The sequence below is a fragment of the Caballeronia sp. LZ019 genome (assembly GCF_031450825.1).
Classification (GTDB): domain Bacteria; phylum Pseudomonadota; class Gammaproteobacteria; order Burkholderiales; family Burkholderiaceae; genus Caballeronia.
The window spans coordinates 587,173-607,053 of the sequence record NZ_JARTVZ010000003.1; the positions used below are offsets into that span (position 1 = coordinate 587,173).

Annotated in this window: 16 protein-coding genes; 3 read left to right on the forward strand and 13 right to left on the reverse strand. The window is 62.3% G+C overall.

The window, feature by feature from the left end; translation table 11 throughout:
• The first annotated feature begins 13 nt into the window (after positions 1-13).
• Positions 14-1,555, forward strand: a complete 1,542-nt coding sequence (locus P9255_RS11170) for a methyl-accepting chemotaxis protein (RefSeq protein WP_309767720.1) — start codon at positions 14-16, stop codon at positions 1,553-1,555.
• 470 nt (positions 1,556-2,025) lie between these two features.
• On the opposite strand, the gene P9255_RS11175 is transcribed toward P9255_RS11170, so the two are convergent.
• The 9 genes from P9255_RS11175 to P9255_RS11215 form a co-directional block, all read right to left on the reverse strand.
• Entirely contained in the window at positions 2,026-2,415 is a 390-nt protein-coding gene (locus P9255_RS11175) for a hypothetical protein (protein ID WP_309789491.1), read from the reverse strand.
• 294 nt (positions 2,416-2,709) lie between these two features.
• Positions 2,710-4,614, reverse strand: a complete 1,905-nt coding sequence (locus tag P9255_RS11180) for an ATP-binding protein (RefSeq protein WP_309767716.1) — start codon at positions 4,612-4,614, stop codon at positions 2,710-2,712.
• A 505-nt stretch (positions 4,615-5,119) separates the two neighbouring features.
• The gene (locus P9255_RS11185; RefSeq protein WP_309789492.1) at positions 5,120-6,637 is read right to left on the reverse strand and encodes a methyl-accepting chemotaxis protein; all 1,518 of its coding nucleotides are present in this window, start codon (positions 6,635-6,637) and stop codon (positions 5,120-5,122) included.
• 203 nt (positions 6,638-6,840) lie between these two features.
• Entirely contained in the window at positions 6,841-8,259 is a 1,419-nt protein-coding gene (gene pyk, locus P9255_RS11190) for a pyruvate kinase (protein ID WP_309767713.1), read from the reverse strand.
• Between the two features lie 2 nt (positions 8,260-8,261).
• Positions 8,262-8,546 (reverse strand): hypothetical protein, encoded by a 285-nt coding sequence (locus tag P9255_RS11195; protein WP_309767712.1) that lies wholly within the window; start codon positions 8,544-8,546, stop codon positions 8,262-8,264.
• Between the two features lie 79 nt (positions 8,547-8,625).
• Complete coding sequence (locus tag P9255_RS11200; protein ID WP_309767711.1) at positions 8,626-9,714, reverse strand: tartrate dehydrogenase; 1,089 nt, start codon at positions 9,712-9,714, stop codon at positions 8,626-8,628.
• 88 nt (positions 9,715-9,802) lie between these two features.
• Positions 9,803-10,411: a L(+)-tartrate dehydratase subunit beta gene (gene ttdB / locus P9255_RS11205; protein ID WP_309767709.1), complete on the reverse strand. Its 609-nt coding sequence runs from the start codon at positions 10,409-10,411 to the stop codon at positions 9,803-9,805.
• Positions 10,408-11,307 carry a L(+)-tartrate dehydratase subunit alpha gene (gene ttdA / locus P9255_RS11210; RefSeq protein ID WP_309768241.1) on the reverse strand — a complete coding sequence of 300 codons (900 nt, stop codon included), beginning with the start codon at positions 11,305-11,307 and terminating at the stop codon, positions 10,408-10,410. Before ttdA ends, ttdB begins: the two co-directional genes overlap by 4 nt.
• 47 nt (positions 11,308-11,354) lie before the next feature.
• Positions 11,355-12,656, reverse strand: a complete 1,302-nt coding sequence (locus P9255_RS11215) for an MFS transporter (protein ID WP_309767706.1) — start codon at positions 12,654-12,656, stop codon at positions 11,355-11,357.
• A gap of 169 nt (positions 12,657-12,825) precedes the next feature.
• On the opposite strand from P9255_RS11215, the gene P9255_RS11220 reads away from it, so the two are divergent.
• The gene (locus P9255_RS11220; RefSeq protein ID WP_309767704.1) at positions 12,826-13,743 is read left to right on the forward strand and encodes a LysR family transcriptional regulator; all 918 of its coding nucleotides are present in this window, start codon (positions 12,826-12,828) and stop codon (positions 13,741-13,743) included.
• 371 nt (positions 13,744-14,114) lie between these two features.
• Positions 14,115-15,032: a LysR family transcriptional regulator gene (locus P9255_RS11225; protein ID WP_309768239.1), complete on the forward strand. Its 918-nt coding sequence runs from the start codon at positions 14,115-14,117 to the stop codon at positions 15,030-15,032.
• Between the two features lie 15 nt (positions 15,033-15,047).
• On the opposite strand, the gene P9255_RS11230 is transcribed toward P9255_RS11225, so the two are convergent.
• The 4 genes from P9255_RS11230 to P9255_RS11245 all read right to left on the reverse strand — a co-directional run bounded on the left by P9255_RS11230 (position 15,048) and on the right by P9255_RS11245 (position 19,881).
• Positions 15,048-15,752, reverse strand: a complete 705-nt coding sequence (locus tag P9255_RS11230) for a sterol desaturase family protein (protein ID WP_309767702.1) — start codon at positions 15,750-15,752, stop codon at positions 15,048-15,050.
• A gap of 70 nt (positions 15,753-15,822) precedes the next feature.
• On the reverse strand, positions 15,823-17,199 hold the full coding sequence (locus P9255_RS11235) for an MFS transporter (protein WP_309767700.1): 1,377 nt from the start codon (positions 17,197-17,199) through the stop codon (positions 15,823-15,825).
• 94 nt (positions 17,200-17,293) lie between these two features.
• Entirely contained in the window at positions 17,294-19,051 is a 1,758-nt protein-coding gene (locus P9255_RS11240) for a GMC family oxidoreductase N-terminal domain-containing protein (protein ID WP_309767697.1), read from the reverse strand.
• A 23-nt stretch (positions 19,052-19,074) separates the two neighbouring features.
• Positions 19,075-19,881 carry an enoyl-CoA hydratase-related protein gene (locus P9255_RS11245; protein WP_309789493.1) on the reverse strand — a complete coding sequence of 269 codons (807 nt, stop codon included), beginning with the start codon at positions 19,879-19,881 and terminating at the stop codon, positions 19,075-19,077.

Consider the following 19,881-nt stretch of genomic DNA (forward strand, 5'->3'; position numbering starts at 1 on the left):
GGACGCCAACGACATGACCTTTTCCAAAAAACTCTGGCTGCCTCTGCTGCTAAGCCTCGTATGCCTCGCAGGAATCTCGGTTGCCGACGCCTTTCGCATGCGCTCGATCCGCACGGAACAGACGCAGTTGGACATCAAGCACGCCACCGAAATCGCGGACAGCATCATTCGTGAGTTCGCCAAGCAGGCCAGCACTGGCGCCATCACGCAGGAGCAAGCCCGGAATGGTGCGCTCAACGCCATCCGCGATATACGGTTCGGCGACAACGGCTACTTCAGCGTTTTCGATTCGCAGGCGAAGGTGCTTGCGCATCCGATGAAGCCGGAATTCGTTGGCAAGACGATGATGGACTTCAGGGACCCGAACGGGGTCTATCTCTATCGCGAACTCATCGGTGTGGGCAAGCGCCAGGGCGCAGGCTACGCCTACTATTCGTTCGCGAAGCCCGGCAGCACTGAAATTCTGCCGAAAATGTCCTACGTGTCGATGTATCAGCCGTGGGACTGGCTCATCACAACCGGCGTCTACATCGACGACATCGATGCCGCGTTTCATGCGTCGCTCAAATGGAGCCTCGGCGTGCTCGCGGTGATCGCGATCGTCTTGAGCTTCGTCGTGTCGCGCCTCAATCGCGGGATTCTTCGGTCGATGGGCGGGGAACCGGCCTACGCAGCAGAAGTGGCCAATCAGATCGCGGACAACAATCTCGCCGTCGACGTGGCCACTGCCGCGAATGACCAGTCGAGCCTCATGTATTCGATGGCCCGCATGCGCGCGCAATTGCTCTCAGCCGTTGACAGCGTGAAGACGTCCGCTAATGCAATCGCGAACGCGAGCCGTGAAATCGCCGTGGGCAACACGGACCTGTCGTCGCGCACCGAGCAGCAGGCAGCATCGCTCGAAGAAACAGCGGCGAGCATGGAAGAGCTGACTGCGGCCGTCAGGCACAACTCCGAAAACGCACGTCAGGCGAGCGGCCTGGCCGGGAATGCGCGCGATGTTGCAAACGAAGGCGCGACGATCGTCAACGACGTCGTGGGCACGATGGCCGAGATCGAACAAAGCTCGCACAAGATCGCCGAGATCATCGGCATGATCGAAGGCATCGCGTTTCAGACCAATATCCTTGCGCTGAACGCAGCGGTGGAAGCGGCACGCGCGGGCGAACAGGGGCGCGGGTTCGCCGTGGTGGCGGGCGAGGTGCGCAGTCTGGCGCAACGTTCATCGACTGCCGCCAAGGAGATTCGCGATTTAATCGAAGCATCGAGTACGCGCGTCCACACTGGCACGCAACTCGTCGGGCAAGCCGGCGAGACGATGACCAAGATCGGCGCGGCAATCCAGAAAGTCACCGACATCATGGACGAGATCGCGTCTGCATCGAACGAACAGAGTCGCGGCATCGAACAGGTGAATCAGGCGATCAGCCAGATGGACGAGGTCACTCAGCAGAACGCAGCGCTCGTCGAGCAGGCGGCTGCCGCTGCCGGTTCGCTTCAGGATCAGGCTGAAACGCTGCGCGCGACGATGGCCGTCTTCAAGACTGCGGCCTAAGCCCCCGTCAGCGGGCGGGGCGCGGACTACGCGGCGGTATCGGCAAGCTCATAGGCGTTCCGTTTCAATAGCCCTGCACCAAAGAAATGGGACGGAGTCGCGGCGCAGTGATGGAGTCGGTCGACCAGGGCTTACCGGTCGAGCACATTGCAAGCAGCAGCTCAACCGGATGAACGTCGAGTCGGCGAAGGAAGGATCGGATCGATCGCCGCTGCGGATGGAGCGCGCCGCGCATTGACCGCGTGGGCCTGGACGTGTCTCGCCGCGACGCAAAGCAGCACGGCGCGCACTTCAGGCGGTTCGACCGCGATTGCGGCTGCGTTGGATTCTATCGCTCGAGGGCTACGTCCCCTCTTCGCTCTTGCCTCCTGCCGCGGGACGCTGCGCGCGACATCTGTTTGGCGAGCGTCCCGTCGATCCCTGCATCAAGAAATGCCGGCTGCTCCGCAATGGTAGCGGCCGCCCTTCGCCTATTGGCTGTTTTGAGACGAACCGGTCGTGCCGCTGCCCGTGCCTTTGTGTGAACCGGTGCCCTTGTGCGTTCCGCTTCCCTGGGATCGATTCGACGAGCCATTCGTCATGGCGCCGGTGCCCGTGCCCTGCGTCATGCCGCCCGCCGCGCCCGCATTTCCGCCCGCTGCCCCACCGGGGTTGCCTGCGCCCGCGCCGGTGCCCATGCCCGTCCCGCCGCCGGCTCCTGCGGCCGTCCCGCCCGCGCTGCCCGCACCGGCACCGCCACCGCCTGCGCCACCACCGCCTGCACCCCCACCACCACCGGCACCGCCGCCTTGCGCGTAGACACCTACCGACAGCGCCATCGCGAGCGCCGAAGCCAAAATCCTAGCGGTCATGCGTTTCATTGTTGCCTCCGAATGTCGATATCCTGCGAGCCCCCGCCCGCACGATGCGGAAGCTCCCGCATACGCCATGCCGTCCTCGCAGGCTTGTCGCGTTGCTGGTCTTCGATACACGCAGACTCGCCGGCGCTTTCCACGCGTCAATGGTCCTTTTGCGTTGATTCGTCCTGGTGTTGCAGCAGGCTCAAGATACTTACTGACGGTTTCCGTAGCCATTCGACTCGTCCGTCATCGCTCAAAGAAAAGCCGGGCCGAGTCCAGCGAAGCAGTGGACGCACCGCGAACTCATGCATTCCGTCAAACGGCTGCGGCCGCGCTCTCGATCGCTTCATTGAGCTGGACAACGTCTACGGGCTTCGTGAAATGGAAGTCGAATCCGGCTTCGGCGGTCCGCTCGCGGTCTTGAGGCTGCCCCCAGCCGGTGATCGCAATCATCGTCACATCCTTGATCGCGGGCGTCGCCCGGATTCGCCGGGCAACGTCGTATCCGCTCATGCCTGGCAGCCCAAGGTCGAGCAGAACGACTTCCGGGCTGTAGTGATCGAGGACGTCAACGGCTTCCTCGCCCGAATAAACCGTCCGCACCTCGTGCCCCTCGAGTTCCAGGAGCGCGGTCAGCGCATCGGCGGCATCGACATTGTCATCGACGACCAGGATGCAACGCTTCGCTCCCGCCGACGCGACGGCTGGCGCGTCCCGCGTCGGAGCAGGCGCAGGCACCACGCGGCATGCGGCCGGGAGGTGAATGGAAAAGCAGCTTCCTCGATTTTTTCCACCGCTCGACGCCGTCAGCCGGCCTCCGTGCAACTCGATCAGCGACTTGGAAAGCGCGAGACCGATCCCGAGGCCACCCTCGCGGTGATGATCGGGCTTCACCTGCGAAAACATCGAGAAGATGGCCGACAGCTTGTCGGGCTCGATCCCGATTCCATTGTCGGCGACTGACAGCACGATCTCCTCGTCATCTGCCGTCGCTGCCAGTTCGATTCGCCCACCCGGCGGCGTGTACTTCGCCGCGTTCGTCAGCAGGTTGCCCAGTACCTGCGCGAGCCGCAAGCGGTCTGCGTCGATATGCAATGGCCGGGCGGGCGGCTTTACGACAAGCTCGTGGGCCTTGCCTTCGACAATCGGCCTCGCGATCTCGACTGCTTCGTCGACGACCTCCCGGAGCGCCACGACTTCTTTGCGCAGTGTCAACGCGCCCCGCGTGATGCGCGACACGTCGAGCAGATCATCCAGCAGCAGCGCCATCGCGGCCGACTGTCGCCGCAGCACCGCGATGCACCACGCCCTGCGCTCGTCCGTCAGTCCCGGTTGCTCCAGGATCTCGGCGACCTGCCTGATCGGCGCGAGCGGGTTGCGCAGCTCGTGCGCGAGTGTCGCGAGAAACTCGTCCTTGCGGCGGTCGGCCTCGGAGAGCGCCTTCTCGGCGCGCACACGCGGCGTGATGTCGCCAAACCACGCGACGATTGAACCGCCCAGCGACGCAGCGACGACGTGAAACCATTGCTCGCCCGCGCCTGCTTGAACGCACACGTCGAACGCTTCCCGGCCAGCGCGTTCGGCCAGCGGCGCAAGCCGATTCAACAACAGGTCCGCGTCCCATCCCGTCGGACGGACATACGAGGTCGAGCTGCCCACGACCACCCCTGCGGCAGGGTTGAACAGGTGAGCAGCCGCCTCGTTCAGGTAATCCCAACGAAGCTCGGCGATGCGGCCGTCGCGCAGCATCGGCGTCACGATGAAAAACGGCACGCCTGCGCTATTCAACGCGACGTCGAAGCGGTGACGGGAGTCGCGCTCCACTTGCAACAGGCGATCCGCTGCGTCCTGTGTAGCCGCCTCGGCTCTTCCTGCCCGCCGGGCCACCTTGGCGAGTTGCTGTCCTGCAGCGACCAGCAATGCGCCGACGACGATAAAGGCCAGCAGCACCAGTCGGTCCGGAGGTTGATCGACAGCGAAGCTCCCGATCGGCTGCATCCACAGTGCGCCGTACGCCACGCCGATCGCCAGAAGCAATGCGCCGGACCACGCGCCGAACAGAACCGTGATGAGGGGAAGCGATGCACTGATGAGCAGGAAGGTCAGTCGACCGTGGGCGACCCATGTCAGCGCTTGCTGGGCCACGAGAACGGCTGCTGAAGACGCGACGCCGTACAACAGGCGTTTTTTCAAAGGGTATTGTGCGATGCGAACGATCATGGCGGCGATTTATGCTGGCGAAAGGACAGGTATGACGATTGCATCCGGTGACGGGTCTCCTCCTCGTCCTTTACCTCTCTCGGCGGACGGGGAACTACACCCGCCCTCGCTCTCCTCAGGGCGGGTTTTTTTTGAGCGCATTACGGGGGCTCGACCTTTTCGTATGCATTATGCATTCCTCCTATCTATGCAAATGCGAGTCGTTACAGCAAGGCGCAAGAAAAAGTCCCTGGGTCGTGAGCCCGGGACTTTGAAGAGGTGATCGCAGCTAGGCCGCTTACGCAATGACGCTCCCGCCACTTACCGCGTCTGCAAAAAGACGCGCATAGAGATCAGCCGGCTCTTGGTCTAGCGCGGGGCAAGTCACGAGCTGTCGTAGCCCCGCGCCGCTTGACTATGCGCTGTAGGTGCGAGGATGAATCGTCGACTCATATCCTTCGCGTGTCGCATCAGTCAACGGCGGTGAAGTCGGCTTTGCATTAGCAGTCGTGGCCGGAGCCAGGCATCAGACAACGAACACCGCCGTCGACGCGCGCAACTCGCCGGCCTGCGCTTCGAGCGCATTCGTGGCAGCCGCGGCTTCTTCGACGAGCGCCGCGTTCTGTTGCGTCACCTCATCCATCTGCGATACCGCCTGGTTGACCTGTCCGATGCCCTTGCTCTGCTCTTCGGAAGCGGCGGCGATCTCGCTCATCAGCCCGGTGACTCGCTTGATGGCTTCGGTAATCTGCGTCATCGTCGCACCGGCATTCTCGACATGGCTCGTTCCGGCGCGCACTCGATCCACCGACCTGTCGATCAGTTCGCGTACTTCTTTCGATGCCGCCGACGACCGTTGCGCAAGGGATCGCACTTCCGAGGCGACCACCGCAAAGCCCCGCCCGTGCTCGCCCGCGCGCGCGGCTTCGACGGCAGCGTTCAGCGCCAGGATGTTCGTCTGAAACGCTATGCCCTCGATGATTCCGGCGATCTCTGCGATCTGCCTCGAGTCGGTATTGATCGCTTCCATCGTCGACACGACGTCCGAAACGACGCTCGCTCCGCGGTCGGCGACATCCGCTGCGGCAGACGCAAGACGATTTGCTTCGTGCGCGTTACTCGTGTTGTTCGTAACCGTCGACGTCAATTCTTCCATGCTCGCCGCAGTCTGCTGGAGCGATGCCGCCTGCTCCTCCGTACGCTGCGACAGATCGAGATTGCCGGCTGCAATTTGTTGGGATGCAGTCGCGATCGAGTCCGCGGATGTCTTGATGGCCGTGACGGTCTGCTTAAGTTGCCGCTGCATGCGGCTGATTGAATACAGGAGGCTCGTGCGATCATCCGGTTTTGTCACGACAGATACCGATAAGTCGTTGCCCGCAATACCGTCTGCGATCTGAACCGCATATTCGGGCTCTCCGCCGAGCGTGCGTCGCAGAGAGCGGTTCAGCAGCACTGTAGTCAGCGCGAGCAGCGTGGCCATGCCAGCGAAGACCAGCAGCGCGCGATACACCGACCGCATGAAGTCCGCCTGAAGATCATCGAGGTAGACGCCCGTCAGAATCGTCCATTGCCACGGCTTGTAGGAGGCGACATGGCTCAGCTTGGGCACGCTTTCGGTTGCACCCGGCTTCGGCCAGCTATAACGCAGGAAGCCCTGGCCGTCGCGCTGTGCAAGCGCCACCGCATCGGACCACATGTGAATGCCGTCCTTGTCCTGAATGTCTTTGGCGCTCTTGCCTTCCATGTCTGGCTTGGTGGAGTGCATCACGAGCGTGACATCGGGATCGATGATCGCGAAATAGCCATCGCCGCCATAACGCATGACGCGCACGCGCTCGGCAGCCTGTGTGCGCGCCTCGGCGTCCGTGAGCTGTCCCGTCTGCGCTTTTGCCGCGTAGTCTTTGATCGTGTTGAGGGCAGCGTCCGTGACCGCGCCAAGCGTGGCGCGCCGTTCTTCTAATCGGATCTCGCGCATCTCGAAAGCATCGAAAATGGAGAGCGCGGTGAGACAAATGAGGCTGATTGCCAAAGGGATCCACATGCGGACCCGAAAGGGAATATTTTTCATGCCAGTACTTTAGGGTAAACACCCGTTTACGGCTTTATTACCGATCACTTTAGCGATTGCACTGGTCTTGCTGTAAAAGAACCGCGTCTCCCGTCAGGTCCGAGTGTGGGGTTGGCAATCGAACGGCTCGGCTTAGCGTTATCTTCAGATGCCTCGAGCTAAGAGCCAACTTGTGCCTACTGAATCTGCGCGATGCGCAAGAGATTGGTGGTACCCGGCGTGCCGAACGGCATCCCCGCAGAAATAACGACGGTCTCACCTGCTTCGCCGAAGCCTTCCGCAACAACTGTCTCGCATGCCAACTCACTGACCTCCGCCGCGTCGACCAACTCCTTGCACAAGACGGAATGGACACCCCACGCCAAGGCGAGACGGCGAGCCGTTCCCGTCTGCGGCGTCATGCCGACGATCGGCGCGCAGGGACGTTCGCGCGCCATGCACAGCGCTGAGTAACCGGAACTGGTGTACGCAACCGTGGCGACGGCCTTCAGCAAGCCCGTAACGTGCCGCATTGCATAGCCGATGGCGTCCGAAGGCGTCGCGCGAGGCTCGGCGTGAGACGCCGCAATCACCTCGCGATAGTAAGGGTCATGCTCGGTCTGCGAGATGATCGAGTCCATCATCCGCACGGCTTCGACGGGATATTTCCCACTGGCCGATTCCGCAGAAAGCATCACCGCATCGGCGCCGTCATACACGGCAGTGGCCACGTCGGAGGCCTCCGCTCGGGTCGGCACGGGCGCTGTCACCATCGACTCGAGCATTTGAGTCGCCACTATCACCGGTTTGCCGGCCTTTCGACAAGCGCGCACGATACGCTTCTGAATCGCTGGCACCTGTTCGGCGGGCATTTCAACGCCAAGATCGCCGCGCGCAACCATCACGGCATCTGCCTCGTCGACGATCGCATCGAGGCTACCGATTGCCGCCGGTTTCTCCAGCTTCGCCACAATGCCCACTCGATCGCCGACGATCTTTCTGACCTCCCGAATATCTTCGGCGCGCTGTACGAACGACAGCGCGAGCCAGTCAATGCCAAGGCCGAGGCCGAACTCGAGGTCGCGGCAATCTTTTTCCGTCATGGCGGAAAGCGGCAACACCACATCGGGAACGTTGACGCCCTTGCGTTCCGACAACGGCCCGCCGACCAATACCGTGGTTTCTGCAAAGTCCGGACCGCATCGTTCGACTCGCAACTGAATTCGCCCATCGTCCAGCAATAAGTTCGCTTCTGGTTTCAGAGCCGCAAAGATTTCCGGATGCGGGAGCGCAACGCGGCTCGCGTCGCCCGGCATATTCGTGTCGAGATCGAGCCGGAATGAGTCGCCCTTCGCAAGCGACACCGGACCGCTCACGAAGGTACCGATTCGGAGCTTGGGCCCTTGAAGATCGAGAAGGATACCGATCGGCCGGCGCAGGTCCTTCTCGATCGACCGGATGATTTCTAGTCGCCGTTGATGGTCCTCATGGGAACCATGACTGAAGTTGAGGCGGAAGACATCCGCACCTGCCTTGAAGAGCGCCTCGATCGTGTCCCGGCTCGTGCTCGGCGGACCCAAGGTCGCAACAATCTTCGCGTTTCGGGTTCGCCGCATCGTTATAGACTCCTTGAAAGGCCGCCGCACTGACCGGCGATGTAGATGGGAAACTGACGAACACGCAAGGCCGGCTGCGCTGTCGCCATCGCAGCGTCGAACATGTCCTTGAGTAGACGGTCCCCGTCCGCGCCATTGATCTCGACCGGCAGACTGCTCGATCGAGAGGGTTTCATCAATGCTTTCGCACGTTGGCGTCCGGCCTTGATCGAAGCGAAACGCGCTACGGGTCTTTTCACCCGCATCACGAATATCAATCGCTCAGCGAACGTCATGACGCGCCACATGGCGTCGCATTGGTGAGGTCGAAAGTGCAGTACGCGCCCGCCGTCATGCCGACGAGCGCGGAACTCACAGTGTCATCCCTCAAGCAGCCTGCCCCGCAGCTATCTGTTGAAGTTGCGAGCAGACCGCTTCGGTGACTTGCGCGGTCGTTGCGGTACCGCCAAGGTCTCGCGTATGGAGAGACTTGTCAGCGGTCACCGTTTCGACTGCCTGCATGACACGCCTGGCAGCATCGAATTCACCGAGGTGTTCGAGCAGCATCACCACCGACCAGAATGTGCCGACCGGATTCGCGAGGCCTTTGCCCATGATGTCGAATGCAGAGCCGTGAATCGGCTCGAACATCGACGGATAGCGGCGCTCGGGATCGATGTTGCCGGTCGGCGCGATGCCGAGACTACCCGCAAGTGCAGCAGCCAGGTCGCTCAAGATATCCGCGTGCAAGTTGGTGGCGACGATCGTATCGAGCGTCTCCGGGCGGTTCACCATGCGCGCGGTTGACGCATCGACGAGTTCCTTGTCCCATTTGACGTCGGGGAACTCCTTTGAAATTTCGAGCGCGATCTCATCCCACATGACCATTGCGTGGCGTTGCGCGTTGCTCTTGGTGATAACGGTGAGCAGCTTGCGCGGACGAGATTGCGCCAGCTTGAATGCGAAACGCATGATCCGTTCGACACCGGCGCGAGTGAGGATAGACACGTCCGTTGCCGCCTCGATCGGATGACCCTGGTGCACGCGCCCGCCGACACCCGAGTATTCGCCTTCCGAATTCTCGCGCACTATCACCCAGTTCAGATCTTCCGGCTTACAGCGCTTGAGCGGTGCGTCGATGCCCGGGAGAATGCGCGTCGGACGCACGTTCGCGTACTGATCCAGACCTTGGCAGATTTTCAGGCGAAGGCCCCAAAGCGTGATGTGGTCGGGAATATCCGGGTCGCCTGCCGAGCCGAACAGAATGGCGTCCTTGTCGCGAATCGCATCGAGACCGTTCTCGGGCATCATCACGCCGTGCTTGCGGTGATAGTCACCGCCCCAGTCGAAGTTCTCGAACTCGAATGCAAACGACTTCTCCGAGTTGGCGAGTGCTTCGAGGACTCGTTGGCCAGCGGGAACCACTTCTTTGCCGATGCCGTCACCGGGGATGGTTGCAATGCGATAGGTTTTCATGTGTGTCTCCGTCCTTCATGGATTGGGTGTATGCAGTGCCTCGTTCAAGGCTGCCTGAACAAAGGTCTGGGGCAGCCTGAGCAAGGGCTTACTTGATGAAACTGAGTTGGGCGCTGATCTTCTCGAGAATCGGCTTCTTCTTTTCGTTGAACGCGGTCTTGTTTTGCGCCATGAGGTTATTCCCCTTGGTGTCGATAGAGATAATAAGAGGACCGAACTCTTTCACGCGATTGATCCACAACGTTTCGGGCATGCCAAGATCCTGCCATTTCGCGCCCTCGATTTCCTCGACGAGCGTGGCAGCCAGCACCGCGCATCCGCCCGGGAAAATCGCGTGTACGGCTTTGTGCTCTTCGCAGCCGGCCGCCGTCTCGGGACCCATCCCGCCCTTTCCGACAATCAGCTTCACGCCAGTCTGCCCGATGAACTCACGTTCGAATTTTTCCATTCGCATGCTGGTCGTCGGACCGATCGAAACCATTTCGAAGCTGCCGTCTTCTTTCTTTCGAACGATTGGGCCAGCATGAAAGATCGCGCCGCCGGCGAGATCGACAGGAAGCTGCCTGCCTTGCTCGATGAGCCTTCGATGCGCCACATCACGACAGGTCACAAGACGGCCAGTCAGATAAACCACGTCGCCGACGTTGAGACCTTCGAGGTCTTCGCTCTTGATGGGGGTCGTGAGGACCTTCTTCATAGCGCCACTCCTTCATGCGACAGGATTTCGTACGACGCGTCGGCATGGATGCGAATCTTTCCGCGTCGATGTGCCCAGCATCCCGTGTTGATCGCAACGCCGATCGTAGATGGATGACGCGCCGAAGATTCGATATTCACGCCCATCACGCTGTTGTTACCGGTGAGCCCCTGCGGACCGATTCCTATCTCGTTGAGGCCTTCTTCAAGCAGTGCTTCCATCAGCGCGGCCCGCGGATTCCCGCTTCTGGAGTTGACTGGCCGCAAGATCGCCAGCTTGGAAAGACGCGCGGCAGTTTCGACGGACGTCGAAACACCGATGCCGACCAACAGCGGTGGACACGCGTTGACGCCGCGTTCGGTAATGACGTCCATCACGAACTCCGCCACGCCCTCGTAGCCCTGCCCCGGCATGAGTACCTTTGCCGCCCCTGGCAGCGTGCAGCCGCCACCGGCCATATACACATCGATCGTGCAACTATCGCTTTCGGGAACAATGCGCCAGTCGAGCCATGGAATCTGAGTGCCGGTATTCGTGCCCGTATTTTTCTCGTCGAACGTCTCGACTGCGTTGTGGCGCAGCGGTCCCATCTGCGTCGCGCCTTCAGTCGCTTCGCGGAGGATTTCTTCCAACTCTCCCAGCAGCGGAAAATTGGCGCCGGCTTCAACGAAGTACTGAATTACGCCGGTATCCTGACAACTCGGACGGTTCAATTGATCGGCCGCCTTCTGGTTGCCGTCCATCGAATCGTAGATCGATTTCGCAAGCGGATTCGTTTCCAGCGTGCGCAATTCGGCCAGCTTTTCCTTGACGTCCGTCGGCAGACGTTTTCCGATATAAGCAGTGAATTTGGCCATCGTGTCAGTCACAGACTGAACAGCTGCTTCCTTGTCCATCATGATTTCCTCTAGCAACATCGTGATCGGGGCATTCCCATTGGCTTTCAATGCGCCGCGGCATTGCCGGGCGTGACAGGCGCTTTCTGCGTACGGGCGAGCAGCAAGGTAAGCGCGGCGGAAAGTACGAGCAGCCCTGCAACGAAATAGAGTCCGCCTGCGTAACTGCCAGTCTGATCCTTCACCCAGCCGATCATCGCGGGTCCAGCGAAGCCGCCCAGGTTGCCAATCGAATTGATCGTCGCGATGCCGGTAGCGGCTGCAGCGCCTGACAGAAACATCGTCGGCATGGTCCACAGCGGCGGCTTGGCGCAGCTGATGCCGATATTGACGAGCGTGAGCGCAGCGATCAGTCCTACGACGCTATTGGCGACCGCCGCAATAGCCAGGCCGACGGCAGCTGCAACACACGCCAGCGCAACGTGCCATGTACGTTCACCGGTGCGATCGGAGTGCCGTGACCAGAAAATCATGGCGATGACCGAGACAACGGGCGGGATCGCATTGAGTACGCCGACAGTCATGGAAGAGACGCCGAGCTGCTTGATGATCTGCGGCGCCCAGATGCCGAGCGTATAGAGGCCTGCCGATGTCCCGAAGTAGATCAGCGACAAGGCCAGCACACGCGGATTAGCCAGGCCACTGATGATGCCGTGCTTGGCGCTGGTAGAACGCCTCGAAGCTTCGTCGTTCATGACGTTGACGAGCCAGGTGCGTTCGTCGTCCTTCAGCCATTTCGCCTTTTCGGGTTTGTCGGTCATGTAGAAGAACACGACGACACCGAGAATGAGCGCTGGAATGGCTTCCAGAATGAACATCCACTGCCAGCCGTGCAGCCCCATCACGCCGTTCATTTCGAGCAAGGCGGCGGAAAGCGGCGAACCCAGCGCAGTGGAGAGCGGTGCAGCCGCCATGAAGAAAGCCACTACACCGGCACGGTGACGCGCCGGGAACCAGTAACTCAGGTACAAGATGATTCCCGGGAAGAAGCCCGCCTCAGCGGCTCCGAGCAGGAATCGGATGATGTAGAAGCTCGTTGGCCCTTTGACGAAGGCCATCGCAGCGGAGATGATGCCCCAGGTGACCATGACCCGGGCGATCCACATCCGGGCTCCGACCTTGTGCAAGATGATGTTGGAAGGCACCTCGAACAGGAAATAGCCCCAGAAAAAGATGCCGGCGCCAAAACCGAGAATCGAGGCAGTGAAGCCCAGATCGGCTCTCATGGTGAGGGAAGCGAAGCCGATATTGACCCGGTCGATATAAGCCACGAAGTAAAGCAACATGATGAACGGCACGATGCGCCAGGTAATCTTACGCAGAGTGCGTTTTTCCAGATCCATTTCCATGGATGTCTCCTGTTCCGATAACGGTCTCGCCGTCTTGCGCGGCTCTCATTGCCTGTCTCCAGCAGCGGAGTGGCCGTTTGGCAATTGCCAGGAACAAAGAGTAGAACTAGTACAGGCACGTATGAATCCAGCTAAACTTAAAACATCATTGCGAAAAAACTCACGAATCATGGACTCCGAACTCGGGTTCTTTTGCTTGCTGGTCAAGCGAGGAAGTCTGGTGGCAACGGCACAGGAGTTGAATCTGACGCCGCCGGCAGTCTCCAGGCGGCTGTCTGCGCTGGAAGACCGGTTGGGAGTCCGTCTGCTGAACCGAACCACGAGACGCATTACCCTGACGAATGAGGGCGAGGTGTATTTCGCCCATGCGCAGCGCATTCTTAGCGACATCGACGACATGGAGCGTCTGGTTTCAAGCAGTCGCGCGGCTCCCAAGGGGCTATTGCGGGTGAATGCGCCGCTGGGCTTTGGCCGGTCTTACATTGGACCCGCCATTTCAGTCTTTAGCCGCGACTTCCCCGAGGTGGAGGTGCAGTTGCATCTCACCGACCGGCCCGTGAGCTTGCCCGACGAAAGCATCGACGTATCGATACGCTTCGGGGAAATGCCTGATTCGCGGCTCATCGCGAAGAGGATCGCGCTCAATCGCCGCCTTCTGGTCGCTTCGCCAACTTACTTGCGCACCACTGCGGAACCCGCCTACCCGCACGATCTGACTCAACATCAATGCATCGTTTTGCGGCAAAACGAAGCGGCCTACGGCAACTGGCGTCTAAGTCGCGGCGGTCGCACCGAGACCATTAAAGTGCACGGCAAACTAAGCACTAACGACGGGGAAGTTGCGCTTAATTGGGCGCTCGAGGGGCAAGGAATCCTCATGCGCGCCGAGTGGGATATAGCCAAATATCTTCGCAGCGGACGGCTGGTGCAGGTTCTGACAGACTACGAAACTCCCCCGGCCGATATCTACGCTGTCTATCCAGAGCGCCTCAACCTGTCGGCTAAAGTCGCTTGCTTCGTCGAGCACTTACGCAACTATCTGGGGCAGCACGCCGACGGTCCTTCCCCCGCTGGCTCGCCTTGGTAGTCGGGCGCGAATTCTGGTTGGGCACGATGAGGCGCCGCATTGTCAATCTGCGCGGTTGAAAGAGTTATTGCTCGCCGCCTGGCCACAGACTGGCGACTGGAAACTTTTAGTCGGGTTTCGGTGATTTCATCTTCCGCTGCGACTGGGATGTGGTATCCAGCACGACGAAGATCCGACAGGCCGGGTTCAACGATGTCGTGGATAGCACGGACATGTTTCTGCGTCTCTTTGACGAGTTCCGCGAGCGAAAGGCGATTCCATAAGCGTCATGCGCGGCGCGAAGCTCGAGCCGCTACACCATCGCGAAAGCCCTGGACAGCCGTGGATCGCCGCGCGGCGGTACCATGTCCGTTTCGCCGCACGGCTGTCACATGGAACTGAAGCAGATCCAGTATTTCATCGCGCTGTTCGAGGAAGGCACCGTCACGCGGGCGGCGAAGCGGCTCAATATTGCGCAACCCGCACTCAGCATGCAGATCGCGAAGCTTGAGGCCGAACTGCGGCAGACGCTCTTCGAACGCGGGCCGCACGGCATGGCGCCGACCGAAGCCGCGCGCCTCATGTATCGCCTGTACACGCCGATCATGCGCGACATCGAGCATGCGCGCGAACACCTGAGCCGGCGCGATGTCATCGTGACGGGCCGGGTGTCGCTCGGCATGGTGTCGTCGGAAGCGCAAAGCGTCCTCGCGGAATCGCTCGCGCGGTTCGACGCGCTCTTTCCGCAGGTCGAAGTGTCGGTGTCGGACGGATTCAGCGCGCAGCTCATCGAAGCCGTGGAGTCGGGCCGGCTCGATGCGGCGATCATCAACAAGCCGCGGGGGCGGCTCTCGCTCGACGTCGAGCCGCTGGTCGTGGAAGAAATGGTACTCGTAACGAGCGCGGCGCACGGGCCTGAACTGCCCGACATCATCGATCTCGTCGCGCAACCGGATATCGAACTGGTGCTGCCCACGCGGCGAAACGGACTGCGCGGTGCGCTCGACGCCGCGCTGATTGCAGCCGATGTCGTCATCAAGCCGAAGTTCGAGATCGACTTGCTGAGCACGATCGTGCGTTTCGTCGAGCAAAGCCGGATTGCGACGATACTGCCGCGAGTCGTCGTGCAGGAGAAGGTGGACAAAGGGCTGCTGCGCGCGCGCACGCTCGGCTCGCCGCCGATCGTGCGTCACATCATCCAGGTCACGCATCCGAAGCGGCCCATTGGACCGGCGGCGCAGGCGTTGATCGCGATCATCACGGAAGAAATCCGGCGGGTGACGACGGGCGTGCCGGCGCCCTCGCCCTGACGACGCCCGCGCGGATCAGCCGCGGCGTGGGGTCGTCCGCTCGCGGGCGGCGCGCGGCGCATCGCTGCGCGTGCCGAAGAGCGTATCGCAGATCGGAAACGTGAGATTGAAATTTTGCGTCGCCATCTGCTCCGGATCGTGATGCGTCACGTGCAGGCGGCGCACCGTATTGATGAACGGCACACGATCAAGAAAGGGACTGTCCGTGACATGCGAGAGCGTGTGCAGCCCTTCGTACATCAGGTAGTACGCGGCCATGGTCATGAGCGCGACATAACCCGCATTGCGCGAGAACACGAAGCCGATCAGCAACGCGAGCGGCATGGCAGCGAGCACGAACGCGACCGGCGCGAACGGCGGGAACAGCAGCGCCCGCCAGTGCTTGTGTCCGTTGTACTCGAGCGTCACATGCGTGAAAAAGCGGTGATGCACGGCGCAGTGACGCTTGTAGATCATGCTGAAGTATTTCGTGGGCCGATGCAGCACGTAGCGGTGCGCGGCCCATTCCGCCCAGTTGCCGAACAGAAAGAGCGGCACGACCGCGAACCACTCGACCAGGGTCGGCGCGTGAAGCTGCGCGGCGCAAAACGCGATCACTGCCGTCGTGAACACGAGTGTGAAGCCCAGATGCATCTCTCCGCGATACCACCACGGCGTCGCGCCCACGTATTCATCGCGGAACTTGTAGGATCGCGCGCGAACGTCGTCGTCATATTTCATGATGAGCGTCTCTGTTATCTATTCGAAAAGTAAGGGCGCGTCGGTCTCGCGCCCGTCGGTGACCGGTGTTTCAGGACCGATTGCGCGCCCCGCTGTTTTCCAGCTTGCCGAGCGTTTCAGGCACGACGAACGCGCCGATGAGAAAGATCACGCTGATGGCGCCGACGAAGATGGCGAGCGTCGACGGCAACTGACTGGCGTCCTTGGCGACCAGCGAAACGAACGTCGGCATCATCCCGCCGATGGCGAAGCCGATGTTCCATGAGAGGCCCGTGCCGGTCGCGCGAATCGCGGTCGGGAAGCGCTCGTTCAGGAAGATGAGGATCGGCGCATAGCCCGCGCTGCCGAGCGCGGAGAGCAGCACCGCGTAGACGCCGATCATCGTGATGCTGTTCGCGGTCGGCAGCAGCAGGAAAAGCCCCGGCAGCGCGACGAGGCGAATGAGACCGATCCACACGAACGCGCTCTTGCGCCCGATGAACGTGCTCAGATGCCCCGCCGCAATCGACGCGATCACCACCGCCACGCTGCAGATCATCAGGATCGCGGCGGCGGCGCCGTTGGGCGCGTGGCTCACGACCTTGAGGAACGTCGGCAGATAGCCGGACGTGAGGTAATAGCCGCTGCCGCCGCCGATGGTCAGCAGCAGGTTGACGAACAACACGCCGCGATAGTCGCGCGAAAAGAGCGTGCGAATGGGCGAGCTCACGACTTCGACCGGTGCGGTCTGAATCTGCCCAGCGGCTTTGGCGGCCCTCTCCGCTGCGAGCTTCTTCCAGAGCGGCGATTCTTCGAGGCTGTTGAACACGAAAAGACCGAGCACCGAACTCACGATTCCAGTGAAGAACATGCAGCGCCAGCCCCACACGTCGAAGAGCTCGCCGGGAAAGATCGACGACATCGCGAGATAGGTAAGCGACGCGAGCAGCGCGCCCAGGCCCGCGCCGCCGCCGCCGATCAGCCCCGACACCGCGCCGCGGTACTTCGGCGCGACGGACTCGGTGCCGATCGTATGCGTCGATGCCACCACGCCGCCGACGAACACGCCCTGCACGAGACGCAGCAGCAGAAAGAGGATCGGCGCGACGACGCCCGCCTGCGCGACGGTCGGCAGGACGCCGAAGGCCGCCGTCGAGAGACCCACGCCGACCACCGCGATGATCATCGCTCCCTTGCGGCCGTGACGGTCCGCGTAGGAGCCGAAGAGCGCGGAGCCGAGCGGACGCATGAGCAGCGTCACCGCGAACGACGCATACACCGCCGCGAGCGAGAGCATCGCGTGCTCGGACGGGAAGAACAGACGCCCGACCACCGGCGCGACGTACAACAACACGAACAGATCGAACAGATCGAGCGCCCAGCCTATGCAGGAGGCGAACACCGCTCCCATGATCTGCCGCTGATTCACCGGAAGCGCGGCGGCCCCGTCTTGTGCAGCTACGGACATTTGCATCTCCTTGTGTGTCACCGGGCCGTCTCTCGACGGTCCCCGTGTCGCGGCACGTTTCGTTGGTGCGTGCTCTTGTTGAGGTTGAAAAAAATCAGTGCGCGGCGGCGACGGGCGGCGTGCCAGACACGTTGACCGCGCTGATCGGGTCGGTTGCGTCGCTCGCGCGTCGTTGCGCGACCATCGCGTCGGCGATCTTCTCCGCGATCATGATGGTCGGTATGTTCGTATTGGCCGATGGCAGTCTCGGCATCAGCGATGCGTCGACCACGCGCAGGCCTCGCGCGCCATGTACGCGGCCTTCGGTATCCGTGACGGCGTCGCGGTCGTGCGCGCCGCCCATTCGGCATGTCCCGCTCGCGTGCCACACGCCGAACACATTCGCGCGGACGAACTCCGCGAGCGCGCGGTCGTCGGCGAGCAGCGCGGCCATGTTCAGCCCGCGCGTGAAAAAGCGTTCGATCAGGAAGCGGCGCAACGGCGCGGGCGTGTCGAGCAGCATGCCGAGCGCTTTGGTCAGCACTGCGTTGCCCTCGCCCACCTTGCTCATGGCCTTGACGCGCGGCGAAAACGCGGCGGGAAAGAAGTCACGCTCGTCGCGCCCGAGGCCCGACGCCTGAATCACGCGCGCGAGCATCCGCACGCCGGCGACGAGGCGCTGCACGTCGCGCTCGTCGTCGAGCAGGTTCAGATCGACGCGCGGCGAGGCGGCCGCATCGGGCGATGCCAGTTGCACGCGGCCCCGCGAATACGGCCGGTTGCACCACAGGAAGAAGAGACCCAGCCGGTTGCCGAGTTCGTGCCACGCTGCTCGCGTCGCGCTCGACAGATACAGGTCCGAGGTATCGCAGCCCGCGACGCCGGAGGTGAGGCGCGCGGCCATCATGCTGGCGCGGCGGCGCGCGAGCGGCATCCGGAAACGCGGTTCCAGAAAATGGCAGAACGTGAGCGACGGATGATCCTGCAGATTGCGTCCGACACCCGGCAAATCCACCGCGCACGCGATGCCGAGCGCCGCGAGTTCGCGTGCATCGCCGATTCCGGCTCGCAGCAACAATGCGGGCGACTGCAACGCGCCCGCGCTCAGCACGACCTCGCCGGCATCGAAGCGCACGCGCTCGCCGCTCGCCGCGACCGCGATCACGCCGCGCGCCGCCGCGCCTTCCATCACGATGCGCTCGACGCGCAAGTTCGCATACACCGCGAGATTCGGCCGCTCGCGCGTGGCTTCGTCCAGATAGGCGATGGCCGTGGACACGCGCTTGTCGTCGATGTTCGAGAACGCGCCGGGAAAGAAGCCGTCGCCGAATTCGCCGTTCTGGTCCTGCAACTCGGCGACGCCGTTCGCGCGCAAGCCCTTCGCGAACGCATGGCAGAACGCCGGCCAGTCTTTCGGCATGATCCGGCGGATCGGTACGGGGCCGTCACTGCCGTGCAATTCGCCGCCGGGGAAGTTCAGGTCGCGTTCGAGCTTGCGGAAGTACGGCAGCACGTCGCGCCACGCCCAGCCATCGGCGCCGGTCGCCGCCCAGTCGTCGTAGTCGCGCGGCAATCCGCGATTGGCCGACTGCACGTTGATGGCGGAGCCGCCGCCCATCACGCGGCCCTGCTCGTACACGCGCGGCGCGGCGTCCGCGGTGGCTTTCGCCTTCAGGTGCGGCCAGATGTACGTGTCGCCGCAGAACACCGGCATCGGATAACTGTCGAGAATGGCCTCCGGCACCGCGCCCGGCGGCGTGTCCGCGCCCGCCTCGATCAGCGCGACGCGCAAGGACGGCACCGCCGAGAGGCGCTGCGCCAGCACGCATCCCGCCGAACCGCCGCCCACGATCACGTAATCGAAGCGTTCCATGTCGTCTTCCCTTGTGTGCGTTGTCAGAAGCCGCGGAACACCGGCTTGCGCTTGCCGTGGAACGCTTCGACGCCCTCGCGGAAATCGTCGGACGAGCGCAGGCGGCTATAGCAATGGCCTTCCAGTTCGATGGCGATGGAAAGCGGCGCGTCCTCCGAATCGTTCAGGAGCTTCTTCGCGGTGCGCTGCGCGAGCGGCGAGAAGGCGCGCAGTTCGTTGACGAGCGCATCGGTTGCGGCTTCCAGTTCAGTGTCCGGCACGCAGTCCACGGCGATGCCCCACTCGTAGGCCTGCTTGCCGGGAATGCGGCGCGAGCGCATCACGATGTCCTTCGTGCGGCCGATGCCGACCATCGCCTGAAGACGCGCCGAGCCGCCCGAGCCGGGAATCTGGCCGAGCTTCTGTTCCGGCAGCGCGTAGAACGTCGTCTCGGTAACGATGCGAAAGTCGCACGCGAGCGACAATTCGAAGCCCACGCCGAAGCAGAAGCCGCGATTGGCCGCGATCACGGGCTTCGCGCAGCGCGCGGGCGCCGCGATGTTCCAGGCGAGCTTCGACACATGCTCCGGCGACGCTTCGAGAAAGCCCTTGATGTCGCCGCCGCTCGAAAAGTGCTCGCCCTTTGCACGCACGACGATCACGCGCACGCGCTCGTCTTCGTCCAGCGCTTCGAAGACGGCGCGAAGCTGGTCGCGCGCGTGCATCGAAATGACGTTGAACGGCGGGCGGTGCAGGATGATGTCGGCGCGCTCGCGCTTCGCGTCGATCTCGACCGAGAAGCCGTCGAGGTCCTGCAGCAGCGTCTGGCCGCGATGGTTCAAATCGCTCAT